Source organism: Burkholderia thailandensis E264 (assembly GCF_000012365.1).
Lineage (GTDB): Bacteria > Pseudomonadota > Gammaproteobacteria > Burkholderiales > Burkholderiaceae > Burkholderia > Burkholderia thailandensis.
On record NC_007650.1, the window covers coordinates 2,814,256 to 2,834,342 of the forward strand.

General features: G+C 69.8%; 16 protein-coding genes. 5 read left to right on the forward strand and 11 right to left on the reverse strand.

Annotated features, from left to right (window positions below):
• Positions 1-122: 122 nt before the first annotated feature.
• The 3 genes from BTH_RS11785 to BTH_RS11795 form a co-directional block, all read right to left on the reverse strand.
• A complete protein-coding gene (locus BTH_RS11785) occupies positions 123-803 on the reverse strand; it encodes a flavin reductase family protein (RefSeq protein ID WP_009894345.1) in 681 nt (226 codons plus the stop codon).
• Positions 803-1,078, reverse strand: coding sequence for a hypothetical protein (locus tag BTH_RS11790; RefSeq protein ID WP_165981730.1), 276 nt, complete (start codon positions 1,076-1,078; stop codon positions 803-805). The genes BTH_RS11785 and BTH_RS11790 overlap by 1 nt, the downstream gene beginning before the upstream one ends.
• A gap of 433 nt (positions 1,079-1,511) precedes the next feature.
• The gene (locus tag BTH_RS11795; protein WP_009894347.1) at positions 1,512-2,663 is read right to left on the reverse strand and encodes an autoinducer binding domain-containing protein; all 1,152 of its coding nucleotides are present in this window, start codon (positions 2,661-2,663) and stop codon (positions 1,512-1,514) included.
• 179 nt (positions 2,664-2,842) lie between these two features.
• Between BTH_RS11795 and BTH_RS35650 the strand changes: the two genes are divergently transcribed.
• Positions 2,843-3,238 carry a hypothetical protein gene (locus tag BTH_RS35650; RefSeq protein ID WP_009908194.1) on the forward strand — a complete coding sequence of 132 codons (396 nt, stop codon included), beginning with the start codon at positions 2,843-2,845 and terminating at the stop codon, positions 3,236-3,238.
• Positions 3,239-3,319: 81 nt separating this feature from the next.
• Here BTH_RS35650 and lpdA read toward each other — a convergent pair whose 3' ends face one another.
• From lpdA to BTH_RS11815, 4 genes are read right to left on the reverse strand one after another with little or no spacing between them, the layout of a single operon-like run.
• Entirely contained in the window at positions 3,320-4,720 is a 1,401-nt protein-coding gene (gene lpdA, locus BTH_RS11800; RefSeq protein ID WP_009894349.1) for a dihydrolipoyl dehydrogenase, read from the reverse strand.
• Between the two features lie 4 nt (positions 4,721-4,724).
• Entirely contained in the window at positions 4,725-6,176 is a 1,452-nt protein-coding gene (locus BTH_RS11805; RefSeq protein ID WP_009894350.1) for a dihydrolipoamide acetyltransferase family protein, read from the reverse strand.
• A 1-nt stretch (position 6,177) separates the two neighbouring features.
• A complete protein-coding gene (locus BTH_RS11810; RefSeq protein ID WP_009894351.1) occupies positions 6,178-7,221 on the reverse strand; it encodes an alpha-ketoacid dehydrogenase subunit beta in 1,044 nt (347 codons plus the stop codon).
• A 5-nt stretch (positions 7,222-7,226) separates the two neighbouring features.
• Positions 7,227-8,459 carry a 3-methyl-2-oxobutanoate dehydrogenase (2-methylpropanoyl-transferring) subunit alpha gene (locus BTH_RS11815; RefSeq protein WP_009901586.1) on the reverse strand — a complete coding sequence of 411 codons (1,233 nt, stop codon included), beginning with the start codon at positions 8,457-8,459 and terminating at the stop codon, positions 7,227-7,229.
• Between the two features lie 638 nt (positions 8,460-9,097).
• Here BTH_RS11815 and BTH_RS11825 point away from each other — a divergent pair.
• Complete coding sequence (locus BTH_RS11825) at positions 9,098-10,225, forward strand: DUF6670 family protein (protein ID WP_009894354.1); 1,128 nt, start codon at positions 9,098-9,100, stop codon at positions 10,223-10,225.
• Positions 10,226-10,675: 450 nt separating this feature from the next.
• Positions 10,676-11,116 (forward strand): SRPBCC family protein, encoded by a 441-nt coding sequence (locus tag BTH_RS11830; RefSeq protein WP_009894360.1) that lies wholly within the window; start codon positions 10,676-10,678, stop codon positions 11,114-11,116.
• A 250-nt stretch (positions 11,117-11,366) separates the two neighbouring features.
• Here the strand turns inward: BTH_RS11830 and BTH_RS11835 are convergent, their stop codons facing one another.
• Positions 11,367-12,482, reverse strand: coding sequence for an SRPBCC family protein (locus BTH_RS11835; protein WP_009894361.1), 1,116 nt, complete (start codon positions 12,480-12,482; stop codon positions 11,367-11,369).
• A 303-nt stretch (positions 12,483-12,785) separates the two neighbouring features.
• Here BTH_RS11835 and BTH_RS11840 point away from each other — a divergent pair, with 303 nt between their 5' ends.
• Both BTH_RS11840 and BTH_RS11850 read left to right on the forward strand, forming a co-directional pair.
• Positions 12,786-13,721: a LysR family transcriptional regulator BsrA gene (locus BTH_RS11840; RefSeq protein ID WP_009901598.1), complete on the forward strand. Its 936-nt coding sequence runs from the start codon at positions 12,786-12,788 to the stop codon at positions 13,719-13,721.
• Between the two features lie 862 nt (positions 13,722-14,583).
• Positions 14,584-16,242, forward strand: a complete 1,659-nt coding sequence (locus BTH_RS11850; protein WP_009894364.1) for a GMC oxidoreductase — start codon at positions 14,584-14,586, stop codon at positions 16,240-16,242.
• A 213-nt stretch (positions 16,243-16,455) separates the two neighbouring features.
• Here the strand turns inward: BTH_RS11850 and BTH_RS11855 are convergent, their stop codons facing one another.
• The 3 genes from BTH_RS11855 to BTH_RS34460 form a co-directional block, all read right to left on the reverse strand.
• On the reverse strand, positions 16,456-18,729 hold the full coding sequence (locus BTH_RS11855; protein ID WP_009894365.1) for an FAD-dependent oxidoreductase: 2,274 nt from the start codon (positions 18,727-18,729) through the stop codon (positions 16,456-16,458).
• A 51-nt stretch (positions 18,730-18,780) separates the two neighbouring features.
• A complete protein-coding gene (locus BTH_RS11860) occupies positions 18,781-19,176 on the reverse strand; it encodes a TraR/DksA family transcriptional regulator (RefSeq protein WP_009894367.1) in 396 nt (131 codons plus the stop codon).
• 498 nt (positions 19,177-19,674) lie between these two features.
• Positions 19,675-19,824 (reverse strand): hypothetical protein, encoded by a 150-nt coding sequence (locus BTH_RS34460; protein ID WP_009894369.1) that lies wholly within the window; start codon positions 19,822-19,824, stop codon positions 19,675-19,677.
• Positions 19,825-20,087 lie beyond the last annotated feature (263 nt).

The following is a 20,087-nucleotide window of genomic DNA, read 5'->3' on the forward strand; positions in this document are numbered from 1 at the left end:
CAGCGCAACAATCCGGCGCGTGTCGGCGCGCCGCGCTGCGGCCAAGGAACCATCAGATGATTCGCTTTGCAGTCTATATGAGCGTTTCGCATTTGTGCAGGAATTCCGTCGGCCGCGCGGCGTCATTGCGCATCGTGCGCGCACGGGGTCAGGGCGCGCGCCGCGCACGGCGCGCCGTCCTGCCACAGCAGCGGCGCGACGGGCCCGGCAACCGACACCGACTCGATCCGCCCGATCACGATCGTATGGCTGCCGTAGCTGAAATCGCCGTCGACCGCGCACCACAGCGTCGCCTGCGCGCCGGCGAGCGTCGGCACGCCGTGCGCATCGCGCCAATCGCCGTGCGCGAAGCGCGCGTCGTGATCGAGCTTGCCGCTGAACGGCCCGATCAGATCGAGCTGGCGTTCGTGCAGCAGGTTCAGCGAGAAGCGGCGCGCGCGCATCAGCGGCGCATGCAGCGTCGCCGCGCGATTGATGCACACGAGGATCGCGGGCGGCTCGGTGCTGAGCGCGCTCACCGCGGTCGCCGCCATCCCGTAGCGCGCGGATGCGTCGCGCGTCGCGACGATCGACACCGTCGACGTCAGCCGGCGCATCGCGGCCTTGAAATGCTGCGCGAGCGCGTCCGCCGCGGGCGATGCCGCGCGGTTCGATGCCGATGCCGATGCGTGTGCGTTCGGCGTCGATGCGCGAAGCTCGGCGCGCGGGGCGTCGCGCCGCTCCCGCTCGGGCGTCGGCCGCTCGAATGCGGCGTGGGCGTCGCTTGCGGCGCGCGCTGCGCGCTCGGTCCAGGGGCTCGCCATTATGTCTCCTCCTTCTGATATCGGGCGGTCGTTGCGAAATGGTCGTCGAACGGCGGGGCGTCGAACAATGCGAATTCGGATGCGCCGTGGCGCGCGGCGATGCCGCCGATCAGGAACCAGCCGCCGCCGATGTACAACGGCCCGGCCGACGCGATGCGCGCGTCGACCGAATAGCCCGCGCGGCCCGCTTCCGCCGCCGCGCTCGACAGCGCGCGCCGTCCCGCGCCGCGCGCCGCGCGCGCCAACCGCCGCGCCCATCCGATGCCTATCGCCATCTGCTCGAATCCTCGCTGCGAAGCGTCGTCGCGCGAGGGTGCGCGGCCGCCGCGACTCAGCGGCGTCGCGCGGCGGCGCAGGCGAACGACGGATCGCGCATCCATGCGCCGATGCGCGCGATCGTTCGCCGACGACTACCGGCCCCTCGTCGTCCGATTGCCTCTCGTTCGTCTCTGCTCGTTTCGGTTTCTCGGCGTCCGGCGCGGTTCATGCCCGCATCGGACGCGCTTCGTCATGCATTCAACTTGAATCGTGAATCGATGGATGCAGCGGCAAACCCGACAGCGCATCCGCACGAAGCACCGCGTGCGTGTGCGGCGTATCGTCCGGCGACGCCTCGCGCGTGACGGCCGATGCATGCGATACAGGCTAACGGAAAACGCCTGCGTAATGACTTAGATCGTTTACGGCATATGCCGCGCGCGCTTGCATTCATTTCGAGATATAGCCTTCGGCAAGCAAGCCCAGGCGCCTCGCCTTCGTCGCGCTGCTCTTGATGTGCTTGCTGTCCATCTTGCGGTTGATCGCGGTGAAGAGCTGATAGACGGCGCGCTCGTCGAGCTGCAATTCCTCGGCGACGTGGCGCGCGCCGCCGCCGCGCGCGACGAGCCGCAGCGCGAGCACGTCCTGCGCGGCAAGCGAGAACTCCTGCGCGAGCTCGCGACGCCGCCGCACGACGCGCCATTCGAGCATCTCGTTCGCGAGCCCGCGCAGCACGCGCCGGTTGCGCCACAGCGCATCCTCGCCATGCGGCGACGGCTGCGGCGTCGCGACGTGCAGCAGGCCGAACGTCGACACGTCGCGGCGATGCGCGGGAAAGAACACGTTGCTGCCGAGCCCCTGCATTCGCGCGTAGTGGTTCAGCCAGTGATCGGGCCGCAATCCGGCGAGCGCCGAACCGCGCAACGGTTGCGTGTTGTCGCGCGCGTGCGCGACGGCCGGATCGTTCAGATGCCAGTGCTGATGCACGTAGCGCTGCGCCCATGCGGGCGCGCCGCCGATCAGCAGATCGTGCGTCGTGAACTCGCCCGCGTCCTCGTCGACGACGAACCAGTGATAGAAGCATTGCGTCGCGCCGCACGACATGCAGATCCGCCGCATCAGCGCGAGCAGCGCGCCGTCGTGCTCGCATTCGACTGCGAATTCCGGCTGCGCGCATGGCGCAATCGACGCGGCCGATGCGGCATGCGCGGCGGCCGCGCGCTCCGTTGTGCTGCCTGCGCCGGACACATCGTTCGCGGCGTACGCGTGGCGTGCATCGTGCGCTGCAAGCGCGCCGAGCAGGTTCGCATCGTCCGCGGCGCGATGCACGTCGAGCAACGCACGGTAGTCGATCCCGAGCTGCGCGGCATAAGGGTCGTGCTCGACGAACGCCGCGACGGCCGCCGGGTCGCGCAGGCCGACGCGCTGCGTCGACACCGGCCCGCCGGGGCTCTTGCAGCGCCGCTCGAGCACGAAGCCGCGCAACGCGTCGCCCTGCACGCCGAGCGAGATGCGCTTGCCGTCGACGATGCCGACGCGCGTGCGCGCGAGATCGGAAGAAGAGGAAGGTTCGAAAGGAATAGAGGTGGATTGTCGAGCCATGACGCCGATCCAATGGTTGGGGTGGGAAGGCGATGGCGGTTCGGCCCGACAGCCGCAAAGCGCACGACGACCGGGCGGCTCACGGCGACAGGTCAAATTGCGAACGGTGACGTGAACGCGTCGTGCGGAGTCGGGAAAGAAAAGAGTTGCTCCTGCATCACGGCTACCGGCGGCCATCGGTGGTGATCAGTCGCGCGGCAGCGGCGCTGCCGCCGTCAAGCGGAGTCGAGCAAAGGGAAAAGGAAGGGCACGCCCGCGCGATGCGCGGGCGAGTCGGACGCCGGCGTGCCCGGCGGGCCTCGTTATCTGGGCTGGAACCGGTACGCCGGCACGGCGCACCGAAGGCGAAAACGCGCGCGACGCGCGCGGCAGAGGCTGCGTTCGCTCAAGCGGCGCGCCGCCGGCGCGAGGCGCAAAGCCGCGCACCGGCGGCGCGCGCCGGAATGGCGAACGAAACGCGTCGGCCGGCGCAGCCCGCGACGCGCGAACGCGTCCGGCACGTCGCCGTACCGCTTAGTTTTCGTCGTAATGGATGTTGGAGATCGCCATTCGCCCTCGCTCGCCTCTGTGCCTGATGGCCGGGATCGCGACGCGTCCCGGCGTCGTTGATGTCGGACGCGATCCGCGCTGTGCGCGCGTGATCGCGAATGCGTGCTTCAGATGTGCAACGCGTGGCCGAGCGCGCGGAGCGCGGCTTCCATCACCGCTTCTCCGAGCGTCGGGTGCGCATGAATCGTACCACCGACGTCCTCGAGGCGCGCGCCCATTTCGAGCGATTGCGAGAACGCGGCCGCGAGCTCGGACACGCCGACGCCCACCGCCTGCCAGCCGACGATCAGGTGATCGTCGCGGCGCGCGACGACGCGTACGAAGCCGTCCGCGCCTTCGAGCGTCAACGCGCGGCCGTTCGCGGCGAACGGAAACGACGCGCTCAGGCATTCTCCGAACGCGCGCTCGGCTTCGTCGGGCGCGAGCCCGGCCGACACGACCTCGGGATCGGTGAAGCAGATCGCGGCGATCGCGGCGGGCACGAAATGGCGCTTCTTGCCGGCCACGATCTCGGCGACCATCTCGCCTTGCGCCATCGCGCGATGCGCGAGCATCGGCTCGCCCGTCAGATCGCCGATCGCCCATACGTTGCGCATCGACGTGCGGCACGCGTCGTCGATTTTCAGCGCGGCGCCCGCGCGGTCGAGCTGCAGCGTCTCGAGCCCCCAGCCCTGCGTGCGCGGACGGCGGCCGACCGTCACGAGCACCTGGTCGGCGGCGAGTTCGGTCTGCTCGTGCCTGTCGTCCCGCACGCGCACCGCATCGCCGCGCGCGTTCAGCCCGAGCACCTCGTGGCCGAGATGCACGCGCACGCCGAGGCGCTTGAGCGAAGCGGCAACGGGCTTCGTCAGCTCCGCGTCGTAGATCGGCAGGATGCGCTCGCGCGCCTCGACGACGGTCACGTCGACGCCGAGCTTGCGGTACGCGATGCCGAGCTCGAGCCCGATGTAGCCGGCCCCGACGACGACGAGCCGCTTGGGCAGCACGCGCGGCGACAGTGCCTCGGTCGACGAAATCACATTGCCGCCGAACGGCATCGCCGGCAGCTCGACGGGCTCGGAGCCCGCGGCAAGCAGCAGATGCTCGCATTCGATCCGCATGCGCGCGCCGTCGCCCATGTCGACCTCGACGGTCTTGCCGTCGACGACGCGCGCGTCGCCGTGCACGACCTCGACGCCGTTCTTCTTGAGCAGCGCGCCGACGCCGCCCGTCAGCTTCTTCACGATGCCGTCCTTCCACGCCACCGTGCGCGCGATGTCGATCGCGGGCGCCTCGGTGCGGATGCCGAGCGGCGAATCGCCGGCGAAGCCGCGCACCTTGTCGAATTCACCCGCCGCGTGAATCAGCGCCTTCGACGGAATGCAGCCGATGTTCAGGCACGTGCCGCCCAGTCTGTCGCGCTCGACGAGAATCGTGCGCACGCCGAGCTGCCCCGCGCGAATCGCGGCGACATAGCCGCCCGGCCCGCCGCCGATCACGAGCAGGGTTGTTGTCTTGGTGTCGCTCATCGAATCATTCCACGAAAAGAAGGGCGGGTTGCTCGAGCAGCGCGCGCACGGCCTGGATGAACTCGGCCGCGTCCATGCCGTCGATCACGCGATGATCGAACGACGAAGACAGGTTCATCAACTTGCGCGCGACGACCGCGCCCGCGCGGAACATCGGCCGCTCGACGATCCGGTTCACGCCGACGATGCCGACCTCCGGCGAATTGATGACGGGCGTCGACGCGATGCCGCCGAGCGCGCCCAGGCTCGTGATCGTGATCGTCGAGCCCGACAGCTCGTCGCGCTCCGCGCGGCCCGCGCGCACCGCGTCCGCGAGCCGCGCGATCTCGGCGGCGATCGCCCACGGATCGCGCGCCTCCGCGTGGCGCACGACGGGCACCATCAGGCCGGCCTTGCTCTGCGTCGCGACGCCGAGATGCACCGCGCCGTGACGCGTGACGACGCCGGCTTCGTCGTCGTAGCGCGCGTTGATCTGCGGAAAGTCGCGCAGCGCGATCACCATCGCGCGCGCGAGGAACGGCAGCACCGTCAGGCGGCCGCGCATGTCGCCGTACTTGCGGTTCAGCTCGGCGCGCAGCGCTTCGAGTTCGGTGACATCGATCTCCTCGACGTAGCTGAAATGCGGAATGCGGCGCTTCGCGTCCTGCATCCGCTGCGCGATCTTGCGGCGCAGGCCGATCACGGGCACCGCCTCCTCGTCGTGGCGCTCGACGTACGCGGCGTGGCCGCCGCGCGCGCGCGGCTCGGCCGCGCCGCGGCCTTGCAGGTACGCGTCGAGATCCTCGTGCAGAATCCGGCCCGCCTCGCCCGTGCCGTGCACGTAGCGCAACTCGACGCCGAGATCCCATGCGCGCTTGCGCACCGCGGGCGATGCGAGCGGACGCTCGCCCGGCCGCCGCGCGGGCGGCGGCGATGCGCTCTCGCGCGCGGCCGGCCGCGCGTCGGCGAACGCGCCGCGCGATGCGTTTCGCGCTTCGCGCTCGTCGCTGTGTTCGCGATCCGCGCGATCGTGATCGCGCTCGTCTTTCGCGTTCGGCGCGTCGCTCGATGCGGCGCGCGGCGCGTCGAAATCGCGCTCGCCGCGCACGGATGCCGCGCCCGCATGCGCATGCGCGGCGTCGGCGATGCGCTCCCGCGCCGCGGCCTCGCCGCGCGCGTCGCCGTTCGCCGCCGCGCCGGCGAGCGCGCCATCGCCGCCCTTGTGATTGCCGTCGCCTTCGACTTCGAGCCGCACGAGCTCGCTGCCCACCGCGAGCACGTCGCCCTCCTTGCCGCCCAACGCGACGACGACGCCCGTGACGGGCGACGGAATCTCGACCGACGCCTTGTCGGTCATCACGTCGGCGATCGCCTGGTCTTCCTTCACGCGATCGCCGATCTTCACGTGCCACAGCCCGAGCTCGACCTCCGCGATCCCTTCGCCGATATCCGGCATCTTGATGACGTGGATGCCCATGTCAATTCTCCATCGCGCGCCGCAGCGCGTCGCCGACCCGGTTCGGGCCCGGGAAATACGCCCATTCCTGCGCATGCGGATACGGCGTGTCCCAGCCGGTCACGCGCTCGACGGGCGCTTCGAGCCAATGGAAGCAGTGCTCCTGCACGAGCGCGACGAGTTCCGCGCCGAAGCCGCAGGTGCGCGTCGCCTCGTGCACGACGACGCAGCGCCCCGTCTTGCGCACCGATTCGACGATCGTGTCGAGATCGAGCGGCCACAGGCTGCGCAGGTCGATCACCTCGGCGTCGATGCCGGTTTCCTCGGCGGCCGCGAGCGACACGTGCACGGTCGTCCCATACGTGAGCACCGTCACCTCGCCGCCGGCGCGCACGATCGCCGCCGAATCGAGCGGCACCGTGTAGTAGCCGTCGGGCACGCGGCTCGCCGGATGCTTGCTCCAAGGCGTCACCGGCCGCTCGTGATGGCCGTCGAACGGGCCGTTGTAGAGCCGCTTCGGCTCGAGGAAGATCACCGGATCGTCGCTCTCGATCGCCGAGATCAGCAGCCCCTTCGCGTCGTACGGATTCGACGGCATCACGGTGCGCAGCCCGCACACCTGCGTGAACATCGCCTCGGGGCTCTGGCTGTGCGTCTGGCCGCCGTAGATGCCGCCGCCGCACGGCATGCGGATCGTCAGCGGCGCGATGAACTCGGCCGCCGACCGGTAGCGCAGCCGCGCGGCCTCCGACACGATCTGGTCGGACGCCGGATAGAAATAATCGGCGAACTGGATCTCGCAGACGGGGCGCAGCCCGTACGCGCCCATGCCGACCGCCGCGCCGACGATGCCGCCTTCGTTGATCGGCGCGTCGAACACGCGCGACTTGCCGTACTTGTTCTGCAGTCCTTCCGTGCAGCGGAACACGCCGCCGAAATAGCCGACGTCCTGCCCGAACACCACCACGTTGTCGTCGCGCTCGAGCATCACGTCCATCGCCGAGCGCAAAGCCTGGATCATGGTCATCGGCGAATTCGCCGGACCTTCTTTGCCTGCTGTCGTCATCGCTGTCAAACCCCGAGCTGTTGGCGCTGCCGGCGCAGGTGCGCGGGCATCTCCTTGTAGACGTCCTCGAAAATGCTCGCGACGTTCGGCACGCGCTCGTCGGCAAGCGTGCCGTAGCGCTCCGCTTCCTTCTGCGCGGCGAGCACCTCGGCCTCGAACGCGGCCTTCGTATCCTCGTGCTCCTGCTCGGACCACACGCCGATGTCGATCATGTGGCGCTTCAGGCGCTCGAGCGGATCGCCGAGCGGGAAGTGCGTCCAGTCGTCGCCGGGGCGGTACTTGGTCGGATCGTCTGACGTCGAGTGCGGGCCCGCGCGATACGTGACCCATTCGATCAGCGTCGGCCCGAGGTTGCGGCGCGCGCGTTCGGCCGCCCAGCGGGACGCGGCGTAGACCGCGAGGAAATCGTTGCCGTCCACGCGCAGCGAAGCGATGCCGCAGCCGACGCCGCGCCCGGCGAAGGTCGCGCCCTCGCCGCCCGCGATCGCCTGGAACGTCGAGATCGCCCACTGGTTGTTGACCACGTTCAGGATCACGGGCGCGCGGTACACGTGTGCGAACGTGAGCGCGGTATGGAAATCGGCTTCGGCCGTCGCGCCGTCGCCGATCCACGCGGAAGCGATGCGCGTGTCGCCCTTGATCGCCGAGGCCATCGCCCAGCCGACCGCCTGGATGAACTGCGTCGCGAGATTGCCCGAGATCGAGAAGAAACCCGCTTCGCGCGTCGAATACATCACCGGCAGCTGGCGGCCCTTCAGCGGATCGCGCTCGTTCGACATCAGTTGGCACATCATGTCGACGAGCGGATAGTCGCGCACCATCAGGATTCCCTGCTGCCGATACGTCGGAAAGCACATGTCGCCGCGCTCGAGCGCGAGCGTGTGCGCGACCGCGATCGCTTCCTCGCCGAGGCACTGCATGTAGAACGAGATCTTCTTCTGGCGCTGCGCGATCTGCATGCGCGCGTCGAAGATGCGCGTCTTCAGCATCGCGCGGATGCCTTTGCGCAAGATGTCGGGGTCGATGTCGGGCGCCCAGGGCCCGACGGCGCGTCCGTGCTCGTCGAGCACGCGCACGAGGCCATAGGCCAAGTCGCTCGTGTCGGCGGGGGCGACGTCGATGGGGGGTTTGCGCACCTTGCCGGCTGGCGACAGGCGCAGGTAAGAAAAATCGGTCTTGCATCCCGGACGCCCTGTAGGCTCCGGCACATGCAATCGCAATGGCCCGTACTGGCTCATTCAATTGTCTCCACGTTTGATTTTGTCGCACGCTTCGTCGCAGAGCGTAACAAAGTTATCGCGCGTGGTGAAAGCTTCTTCGGACTCGGAGTCGCCCCGATTTTCAAACGGTCGCCGGAATGTTATGACACCGCTTAGCACGCTCGTTCGCACGGCGTCGATCGCGCGCGCCGCATGCTGCGGATGCGACAGCGCGCGGCATGTTGCCGTGCATGCGGCGCGCGCGTTCGCCGAGTTCGTTTTTGTGCGGCGCGCAAGCGCGTTCGCGCGTTCGGCCCCGTCCGGCGTTCGCGTATCGCGCGGCCGGCACGCGCCGCGCGCGATTCCCCCACTCGCGTGACGACTTATGCGCGTGCGTGCGCGCGCCGATGCGGAGAACGGCCGCGCATCGCGATCCGAATATCGCTTATCACCATCATCAATTTCCGCGGTTTCGCGTTTCGTCCTAGACTCCCCAAAACGCGACATCGATCGATGTGAATATCGACGAGCCGGCGCGCACCCGCCTCGACCGTTCTCGCATCGCCCGCGCGGCCTGCGCGGGCGCGCGAGATCCGCTCATTCACGACAGGGAAACCGCCCGCGCGCGACATCGCCCGGATTCCCAATCATCGCCACGCCGCCGCCTGCTTTCGCCCATGAACTCGCCCCCCGCCCCGGACAACGCCCCGCCCGCCGCCGCCACGCGCACGAGCCCGCTGATGTCGGCGCTCGCGCGCATCGTCGTCACCGCGCTGCTGCCGAGAATCGATCGCGCGGCCGAGGCGTCGACGCGCCCGTTCGTCACGCCCGACATGCTCGTGCCACACGTGCGCGACAAGCGCCACGGGCTCACGCATTACGGCATCTTCTTTCCGGAACTGCCGCAACCGCATCGATACTGCAACGTGATGACGCTGCTCGGCGCAACGGGCAGCGTCGCGTTCGACAACGACTACCTGGTCGACGGCGATCCGCGCGACGTCGCGACGGTGCTGTCGTCGACGGCCGCCGACGGCGCGCATCACTATCGCGCGTACTCGATCGCGCGCGACTGCGCGGTGCGGCGTGCGAGCACGGTCGTCGCGTTCGGCGACGACCTGACGATCGCGGGCGCGTACCCGCGCTACACGGTGCGGGCCGATTACGCACACTTCGGCCTCGACGTCGGGATCGACTGCACCGATATCGCGTCGTGGTTCGTCCGCAACGTCGCATACGACCATCTGAGCCTGCTCGCGACGTGCTCGGGCACGATCCGCCACGATGGCCGCACGATGCCGCTCGATACGCTATGCACGTTCGAATACGCGCGGACGACGACGCCGCAAGCGTGGTTTGCAAAGCCGATCGGCGAGCGCTGGAAACTGCCGCTCGATTTCTTCACGTATCAGATCGTGAACCTCGGCGATGGCATCCAGTTGCTGCTGACCGAAGTGCGCGTGCTCGGCGAGAATGCGTTCAGGGGCATCCATCTGCGCGCGCTCGACGGCACGGCCGAGATTCACGAGCGCGGCGTCGCGTTCGCCGTCGACGAATACCGGCCGGAGCCCGCGAGCGCGCCGGACGGCCGGCGCATGCGGCTGCCGCACCGGCTGTCGTGGGCCGCGCGCGACGGCGCGGGCCGGCCGTGGCTCGAACTGCGCGCCACGATCGACTGCCCCTGGCGCTTCGGCCACGGGCGCGGCTATGTCTCGAGCTATCGCTTCGACGGCTTCGTCAAGGGCCGCGCGTGCAGCGGCCGGGGGTACATCGAGTACGTCGATTGCGACGCGTCGCAGCGCTGACGCCTCGCTTCTCGCCGGTTCCGTCGCACGCCGCCAGCATCTCGAGCGCGCTCGCCGGCGCGTTCGGCCGATGGGTGCGCGATGCTCGGCCCGGCGGCGGCGTCGCGAACTGAGCGCCGGCCGAGTACCGCGTGAACGCCGCCTTTGCGAACCGCCGCCGCGAATCGCCGCGCGCACGCGATTTGCGCCGTTCCGGCCCCGGCTTTCGCGCGGCGCAGCCATTCGACCGCACCAACGCCGAAGCCCGCGCGGACGCTGTCTGCGCCGTTCGCGCTGCATCCGCACGGCATTCGTCCCGATTGACGATGACATTGATCAATGTCATCGTCATCACGTGTGCGACGAAACCCGCTGCCGTGGCGCACCGCAGCATCAGCCGGCGTGCAATCGAGCGACGCACCGCTCGATTGCACGCCGGCCGCCCCTCAACCCTCGAAACGCGACCTTCATATGAAACAGCAACGCATAGAAATCGCAGAAGAGTTCGACGCCCCGGTTCAGCAGGTCTTCCGCTTCTTCAGCGAGCACGAGAATCTCAAGTCGATCTTCTCGCCCGCGAGAATCCGCCGGATCAGCGACGGCGAGCCCGCGCGCAATGGCGTCGGCTCGGCGCGCGAGATGCGCGTGCCGGGCGCGCCGCCGTTCGTCGAGACGGTGACTGCTTATCAGGAAAACGAACGCATCGAATACCGGATCACGCGCGGCAGCCCGCTGCGCGACCATCTCGGCGTGATGCGCTTCGTTCCGATCGACGAGCGCCGCACGTATTTCCATTACGTGATCACGTTCGAGGGCAAGGTGCCGTTCGTCGCGCCGATCGTTCGGCACGTGCTGGAGGGCAGCATTCGCCGCGGGATCGGGAAAGTGGCGACGCGGCGGCTCTGGGCGTGAGCGCGCACGAAGCGACGACAGGCCCGGTGCGCGCGGCACGCGCGATGGACTCCGGCGCGCGTGACATGCGTGACATGCGCGCCGCGCGCCGTCCAAGCGATTCGGCCGGCGTGACGAACGACGCGCCGCACGACCTGCGCCGCGCGGCGGACCATCGGGCGCGCCCGGCATGCGCCGCGCGCGCGTCCACGCGACGGCGCTCGCCAAGCAGGCGAGCCGGCCGGCAAACGGCTACCGCATGCGCGCGCCGTCATTCGTCGCACGCGGCTTCGAGCCGCCGCTTCAGCAGCGTCAGCGAATGCGCGGATTCGCGTTCGACACGCCGGCGCATCACGAGCGCGTTCGCGAGCCGCAGCAGCGGGTTCGGCGAATGATAGTGCAGCGTGCGGGCAAAACGCGTGCCGTGCGCGCTGCGCCGGCACTCGTAGGTCAGCAGGATGCGCAGGCTGCCGGCCTCGTTCGAGGCGCGCGCCTGCCAGAGCGCGCCGGGTTCGGTGCGCACGACATCCCAGTGCAGATGGTCGACGCGCCCTGCCGCGCGCACGTCCTCGTCGAAACGGCTGCCGGCCGCGAGCGGGCCCGCCGGGCCGTCGACGTGCAGCGACGACGGATGCCACTGCGGCCAGCGCGACGCATCGCTCGCATACGCGAGCACGTCCGCGCGATCGCGCGCGATGTCGATCTCGTGCCGCATCCGCGTCGACATGTCGGCGCCGGGCTCCGCGCGCCATCGGAGCGTGCCGTGCAGCCAGTCCATCAGCGGCCAGATGACGTCGAAGTTGCATGCGCGCATCAGATCGTCGCGATGATGAACCCGGTGCAGCGCGCGCATCTGCCGAATCCACGGCCACTTCGACAGCGGATGCGCGTCGGGCAGATGCTCGCACGCATGCATGCATTCGTACAGCAGATAGCCGCCGAGCATCGTGCTCGCGACAAGCCCCGCGACGTTCGCGTCGAAACGGCTCAGCGCGGCGTGCAACGCGAACAGACCGACGCTGAACACGACGATCAACCACGCCGGAAACAGGATCACGCGCCAGTCGCGCGCATCGCGGTACGCGATCTGCCCGTGCGCGAAGAAGCTGTGATGGTCGCCCGTGTGCCGGCGGTAGAACATCGCGCCGAAGCGGCGCTTGACATGGCCGACGTGCCGGTGAATCGTGAATTCGAGCCAGTTGAACAGCAGGAACGCGGCGGGCACGCTCGCCCATTGAACGGCGCTCACGCGCGCGACGTCTTTCAGGAAGAACGCGATCGCCGCGCATCCGTACGCGAGAACGAAGCCGCCGTGCAGCCATGCGTTGTAGCGCGGGTGAACGTTCGCGCGATAGCGCGCGCGGAATACGGTCACGTCCTGGGTCATCTTCGTCTCCTGGCTGTGCGGCATGCGCGGCGCGCCGACGCGCGCCGGCTTGACCGCAGATTAGAGTAGCCCCGATGATTTCTCCAATCGAGCATCGTGATTTGACTTATTCACCGAACTGAATTCGATCATGCGCCGCGCCGATATGTCGAACGATCCAGCCGATTGCGAACGCCGCGCGCGCATGTCGCGCATGTCGCGCATGTCGCGCATGTCGGCACAACGGCGCGCGGCGCGTACGCGCGCTCGCGCGTGCCGAGCGGATGCCGCGCGCGGCATGCACCCCTCCCGGAGCGCCGCCGAATGATCCAGAATCTGCGTCAGCTCGACCTGAACCTGCTGCTCGTGTTCGACGCGCTGATGCAGGAGCAGAACCTGTCGCGCGCCGCGGTGCGGCTGCACATGAGCCAGCCGGCCGTCAGCAATGCGCTGACGCGGCTGCGCCAGCAACTGGGCGAGTCGCTCTTCACGCGCACCGCGCGCGGCATGACGCCGACCGCGCAGGCGCGCGCGCTGTACGAGCCGGTTCGTCAAGCGCTGTATCTGCTGCAGATCGGGCTCGGCCCGCAAACCGATTTCGAACTCGACACGCATCATCTTTTCAAGCTGTCGATGAACGATTACGGGCAAACGGTGCTGCTGCCCGATCTGCTCGCGCACATCAAGTCGCGCGCGCCGAACGTGATGCTCTCGGTGCAGAGCGACGACGCCGGCTCGATTCCCGCGCAGCTGACGACGGGCACGCTCGATCTCGCGATCGACTATCTGCATTTCGACAATCCGGAGCTCTGCTACGAGCCGCTGCACGAAGAGCATCTCGTCGTGATCGGGCGCGCCGGCCATCCTGCGTTCGCCGGCGGGCTCGCGCTGCGCGGCTATGAGGAGAGCGGGCACGTATCGATCCAGCCGCGCGACAGGCGCGGCTCGCCGCTCGAGATCGTGCTCGGCTCCGCGCGCGTGCGGCGCGTCGTGCATCTGCAGGTGCCGCACTATCTGACGATCCCCGCGCTCGTCGCGAAATCGGACCTGCTCGGCACGATCCCGCGCCGGCTCGCCGAGCGGTTCGCCGATGTCTATGCGCTGCAGATCGCGCCGCTGCCGATCGACATCGCGCCGATCCAGGTGAGCCTCATCTGGCATCGGCAGCAGGATGCGCAGCCCGGCCTGCGCTGGCTGCGCGAGCAGATCGTCGTCACGCACCGCGCGATCGTCGAGCGCGCCGAGCACGCGCCGGCGTGACGCATGCCGTGTCCGCCGCCATGCGCGCGGCATTGCAGCCGCGCCGTAGCCGATCGCGAACGCCGCGATCGGCGCGAGGCCGGGGATGTCGCCCGCACGCAGGCTGCGCGTCTCCGGCATCGGCCGGTTCGCGGCCGCGCGCGCGCGTTCGTAACGCATCAGGAACGGCGAAAACGCAACGCTGATCGCCACGGCGGCGCTCAGTGCGATGTAGATCCACGCGCCGCGCATCGCGAGGCCCCGCGCTTCGAGCGCGAACCGGAGGAACAGCGCGGCCCGAGCAGCAAGATGTCGACCGTGATCGGCCGGCTCGCGGGATTCGCGAGCGCGTCGAGCAGGAAGCGCGGCCCGACGGCCGCCGCGCCGAGCAGCAGATATTGCGGGTTGTTGGCCCGGACGCCGCTCGGTGCGGCGAGCGCGATCAGGCCATATGCGACGCGAAGCAGTTTTCTCGGGATCGACGTGGCGCCCGTGCATCGTTCGGTTCAGGGGCAGAGACCCTGGATCAGCGCGGCGCGGCCGGCAAGCGCGCGGCGCCGGCCCCGCGCATCGCTTCGTCGGCGTCCGTTTGAATCGCCGCGCAAAAGAGCGGGAAATCAACGCGCTAACGCGCACGCTGCGTTTCGAATTGATGCTCGGCGCAACGCGCTCGACACTACGGGGTTCGCGCGGGAATGCGCGGCCCCGAGCGGCGCGCGCGAGAGCCGCCGGGGCGGAGAGGATATGCGGCGATAAGCAGCGTAAGCCGCGAGACGCGGGGATGCGCGTCGCACGCCGTGCACCGCATCGCGCGGCAGCGGGAAAACAGGGAGACGAACCGTCCGCGCGCCGGCGGGTTCGAACAATCAAAAAGGTGAACCGAATGAAGCAGCAGTCCTACGATTACGACTACGTCGTGGTCGGCTCCGGCTTCGGCGGCAGCGTCGCGGCGCTGCGTCTGTCCGAGAAAGGCTATCGCGTGCTCGTGATCGAGCAGGGCCGTCGCTGGACGCCCGAGAACCTGCCGGAAAGCACGTGGAATCTGTCGCGCTGGCAATGGCGCCCCGCGCTCGGGCTGCGCGGCTTCTTCAGCATGCGCTTTTTCAAGCACGTCGTCGTGCTGCACGGCAATGCGGTCGGCGGCGGCTCGATCACGTATGCGAACACGCTGCTCGTGCCGCCCGACAAGGTGTGGCGCGAAGGCACGTGGGCCGGCCTCGAGGACTGGGAGCGCGTGATGCCCGAACACTACGCCACCGCGAAGCGCATGCTCGGCGTCGTCACGAACCGGCGGATGGACGCGGCCGATTTCCGCTTGAAGGAGATGGCGAAGCTGATCGGCGTGGAGAAGAGCTTTTATCCGACCGAGGTCGGCGTGTTCTTCGGCGGCGACGCCGACGCGCCCGGCACCCGCTACGCCGATCCGTACTTCGGCGGCGCGGGCCCCGAGCGCACGTCGTGCATCGGCTGCGGCGGCTGCATGGTCGGCTGCCGCCACGGCGCGAAGAACACGCTCGACCGCAATTACCTGTACCTCGCCGAGCGCCTCGGCGCGCAGGTGCGCGAGCAAACGAAGGTCGTCGACGTGCGCCCGCTGGACGCGCGCGACGACGGCGCGGCGGGCTACGCGGTCGACGCGGTGTCGCTCGCGGCCGGCGCGCGCGGCGCGAAAAGCCGCGTCACGTGCCGCGGGGTCGTGTTCGCCGCATCGTCGCTCGGCACGCAGGATCTGCTGATGCGTCTGAAGGAAAAGCGCTCGCTCCCGCGTCTGTCGGACGCGCTCGGCAAGCGCGTGCGCACGAACGCCGAATCGCTGATCGGCGTGCGCTTTCCGAAATCGCGCGTCGATCTGTCGAAGGGCGTCGCCATCGGCTCGGGCATCTACATCGACGAGCACACGCACATCGAGGCCACCCGCTATCCGTCGGGCTCCGACACGATGGGACTGCTCACGACCGTGCTCACGCGCGGCGCGCCGGGCGGCCTGCGTCCGCTCGTATGGCTCGGCGCGCTCGCGAAGCTCGTCCTCACGCGGCCGCTGACCGCATGGCGGATGATCGATCCGCGCGGCTTCGCGCGCGAGACGATGATCTTCCTCTGCATGCAGACGCTCGAAGGACACCTGACGATGCGGCTGAAGCGCCGCTGGTTCTGGCCGTTCTCGAAGCAGCTCGCGACGTCCGGCGCGAAGATTCCCGCCTACATCCCGGCCGCGAACGACTTCGCGCAAAAGGCCGCGCGCGCGCTCGGCGGCGTGCCGATGACCTCGCTCACCGAGATCCTGCTGAACGTGCCGATGACCGCGCATTGCATGGGCGGCGCGGCGATGGCGCGCGACGCGCGCGACGGCGTGTGCGACGGCCGCGGCCGCGTGTTCGGCTACCGGAACATGTACATCTGCGACGGCTCGGTGCTCGGCGCGAATCTCGGCGTCAACCCGAGTCTCACGATCACCGCGCTCGCCGAGCATGCGATGAACCACGTGCCCGCGGCGGGCGAGCAGCAGTGGAACAGCGCCGGGGAGGAACGCGTCGCGGCATGAGTCCGCGCACGGGCGGGACGTGAGCGGGACGAATGCGGGACGAATGCGGGCGCGGCGGGCGCGAATGCAGCGCATTCGCCCATGCGAGCGAGGCCCGCCGCGCATCGCATCGCGCCGTGCCGGGCGCGATTCGTCCGCGCCAAGCATCCGCGGCGCAACGCGCGAACGGCCGCCCGCCGCGCCACGCCGCGCGCGCCGGGCGGCCCATGCGCGTCACGCGGCACGGCGCCCGCGCCGGCGCAGCGCGCGGTCGTTCGCGAGCGCGGCGAGCGCCGCGTCATAGCCCTGCGTCTGCAGCTGCGCGATCGCGTCCGACGAAAAATCGTAATCCTCGATGAACGACAGCCGCCCGTCCCGGTTCAGCGTGATCCGCGCGATATCGAGCGCCGCGCGATTGCCCATCAGCCGGATGTACAGCGGCTGCTGGCGGATCTCGTTCGCGGTCGGCGCATCGACGTGAGCAAGGATGCCGTCGACGAGATCGCGGAAATCGCTCGCGTACTCCTCGAGGCGCAGATCGTTGCGCACGCGGTCCATGTACGCGATTTCCTCGCGGCGCAGCATCACTTCGACGATGTTCGTCGGCAGCGTCTTCGAGCCCGAGAACAGATCGACGATGAACACGCGCCCGCCAATCTGGCCGCACCGCGCGATCACGAGATCGAGCGGCGAGTTGCTGACGACGCCGCCGTCCCAGTACGGCCGGCCGTCGACGACGGTCCACGGCATTCCCGGCGGCAGGCTGCCGCTCGCGAGCACATGCGCGGGGCTCAGGCGATCGACGTAGCTGTCGAAGATGCGCGGCTCGCCCGTCTCGACGTCGACCGCGCCGATCAGCAGGCGCGTCGGGCTCATGCCGAGCGAATCGAAATCGACGTAGCGCGCGATCAGCTTCTCGATCGACGATGCGTCGAAGAAGCTCGTCCATTTCGCGCGCAGTTGATCGGCGCCGAAGCCGAGCTGCGACCATTGCGGCTTCAGGAAATTCGGCACGCCGCACGACAGCACGTACGACGACAGCCACGCCTGATGCCACTGCGAGCCGTGCGGCAGCGGCAGCGAGATCGACAGCTCGCGCCAGAACGCCTCGAGCGCCTTCGACGCGCCCTTCGGATGGCTCGCGACGATCGCGCCGTTGAACGCGCCGATCGACACCGCGGAGATCACGTCGGGCCGCACGCCGTGCTGCTCCAGCGCCTTGATCGCGCCGCACTCGAACGCGCCGAGCGCGCCGCCGCCCTGCAGGATCAGGATCGTCTGCACCGGCAGCTTGTCGAGCGCGAAGTTCGGATCGCTCAGTTTCGATTTCTGCTCGGCGACGTTCACGTGCAGCCGGACCGCATCGTTCATCGCGGCGATCTCGACGGCCGGCCGGTCGATCGTGAACGCGGCGCGCAGCACGTCGTCGGCGAGATAGAGCAGCGTGTACGACGCATCGTCGAACGAGCCGCGCTCGATCGTCTCCGTCGCGCCGACCGGATAGCCGAGCAGGTTGTACGACAGCCCGAACACGCTGCCGTAGAAGATCGACACGTCGCGATACGGCAGCCGGTAGCCGAGCATGTTGCGCGCGACGATCCGGCCCTGCCGCACCGCGTTGTCCCAGTGCTCGATCCGCCGCCGCACGCCGAAGATCGGATCGTCGAAATGCGCGACGTCGCCCGCCGCGAACACGTCCGGATCGGCCGTCTGAAGGAACGCGTCCACTTCGATCCCGTCGCCGAGCGCGAGGCCGCTGCCGTCGAGCCAGCCGCAGTTCGGCGTGACGCCGACCGCCGCGACGAACAGGTCGCACGGATGCGTGCCGCCGTCGCTCGTCTCGACCGCCTCGACGCGCTGCGCGCCGAGCACGCGGCGCACCTCGCGGCTCGTCAGCACGTCGATGCCGCGCGCCTTGCAGAGCGCCTCGAAACGGCTCGCGAGCGCCGGCGCGCGCAGCGTCGGCATCACATCGGGCGCGCGCTCGATGAGCGTCACCTGCAGGCCGAGCGCCCGCAGCGTCGCGGCGATCTCGACGCCGAGAAAGCCGCCGCCCAGCACCGTCGCGCGGCGCGCGTGCGCGGTCGCGTCCTTCAGCGCCTGCGCCTGCGCGACCGTGTGCAGCACGTGCACGCCGTCGAGCCCGATGCCGGGCAGCGCCGGCACCTTCGCGCTCGCGCCCGTCGCGATCAGCAGCTTGCGGTAGCGGAACGCGCCGCCGTTCGACGCGCGCACGATCCGTTTCGCGAGATCGAGATGCTCGGCGCGCGCGCCGAGCACGACGTCGATGCGCTGCGACGCATAGAACGCCGCGTCGTGCAGCGCGATGCTCGCGGGCTGCGCGGCGCCCATCAGGAATTCCTGGCTGAGCGGCGGGCGCTGATACGGCAGCACGGGCTCGCCGCAGAGGATCGCGATGCTCGCCGGCGCGTTCTCGCCGCGCAGCGTCCTGGCGGCGGTGACGCTCGCGATGCCGCCGCCGACGAGCAGATAGTCGAACTCACGCATCGGCGCCTCCCATCGCCGCGCGGCGCGCGGCGTGCAAACGGCCGGCGCCGTTCACAGCGACGGCCTCGGCTGCGTCGCGAACCGCCGCTCGTGCGCACGCTGGCACGGCGCGCAGCGCAGCGCGGTCGGGCGCGCGAGCAGGCGCTCATAGGCGATCGGCTGCCCGCAGTCCGCGCAAAAGCCGTAATCGCGCCGCGCGATCCGTTGCAGCGCCGCGTCGACTTCGCGCAACTCGGCAAGCTTCATGCCGATCAGTGCGTGGTCGACGTCGACGAACAAGTCCGCGTTCGCCTCATCGCCTTCGTCGGGCGCGGGGCCCGCGAGGTCCGCATACGGCTCGTCGGCGCGCTGCCGCTCGCCGGCGCGCACGTCCGCCTGAAGCGCCTGCCGGCATGCGCGCAGCAAAGCGCCCAGAACCTGGAGTTGATGCTCGTCGAACGCTGCCATCATGTCCTCCGCGTTTCGCGTTGCCGCATCGGTCCGTCGCGCGCTGCGCGGCGGCGGCCAGCCAATGCGTGCCGTGCTGCCTGCCGGATCTTGCCGTGAAGCCTCGATTCCCCGCTTCGCCGCGCGCGGCGCTCCGCGAACGGGCGAACGAACGGGCGCGTGAACGGGCGAGCGGCAGCGCTCCGGTTTCGCGCGCCGCCGCAGCGCGGCTCGCGCGGCCCGGCCGAATGCTCGATAGCGTATGCCCGGCCGGACGGCTGGCGTTGACGCGCATCAATCGCGCATGTCGCTGCAACCGCGCGGCGCTCGCGCGCGAATCCGGTCACGCCACGATGCCACCGCGCCCGCGCCGCCGCAACGTCCCGCGCCGAACGATCGCGCGACGGCGACCGCCGCTGTCATCGCGGCCCGCCGCCGGGATGACGGCGGAGCGCCTAAATGCCCGGCCACGCGCCCCCGGGCGGCGCGAATCCCGCCGACCGCCGCGTCACGTCCGCGTCACGGCCGCATCACGGCCGCAGCGACCGCAGCGGCCGTCCATTCACCGGAGCCGGCGCGCACCGGCACCTGCCCCCATTTCAGCGCCCGTGCGGCGATCGCCCGCCCCATGCGCCGGCGCCTGGCCGCGATCTGCTTGACGATCGTCAATGGTCCGCCGCGCCCGGCTTTTAATCTGGCCATGCGGCGTTCGCCGGCCTATGCTGTCCGAATCCGATCGGCGTCGAACGCGCTGCGTCGCGGCATGCGAATCCGCGCGCGGCCGCCGTCTCCGGCACGCTTCGCGACGTCGGGCGCCTCGGCGCCGCAAGCGCCCGGCGGCCGCCCGCCGTTCGGCCGCGCGCGCCGCTGGCCGGCCCGTCGCCGCGCGTTGCCCTTCCCGCGGCCCGCGCGCGCCGCTGCGGCAGCGGCAG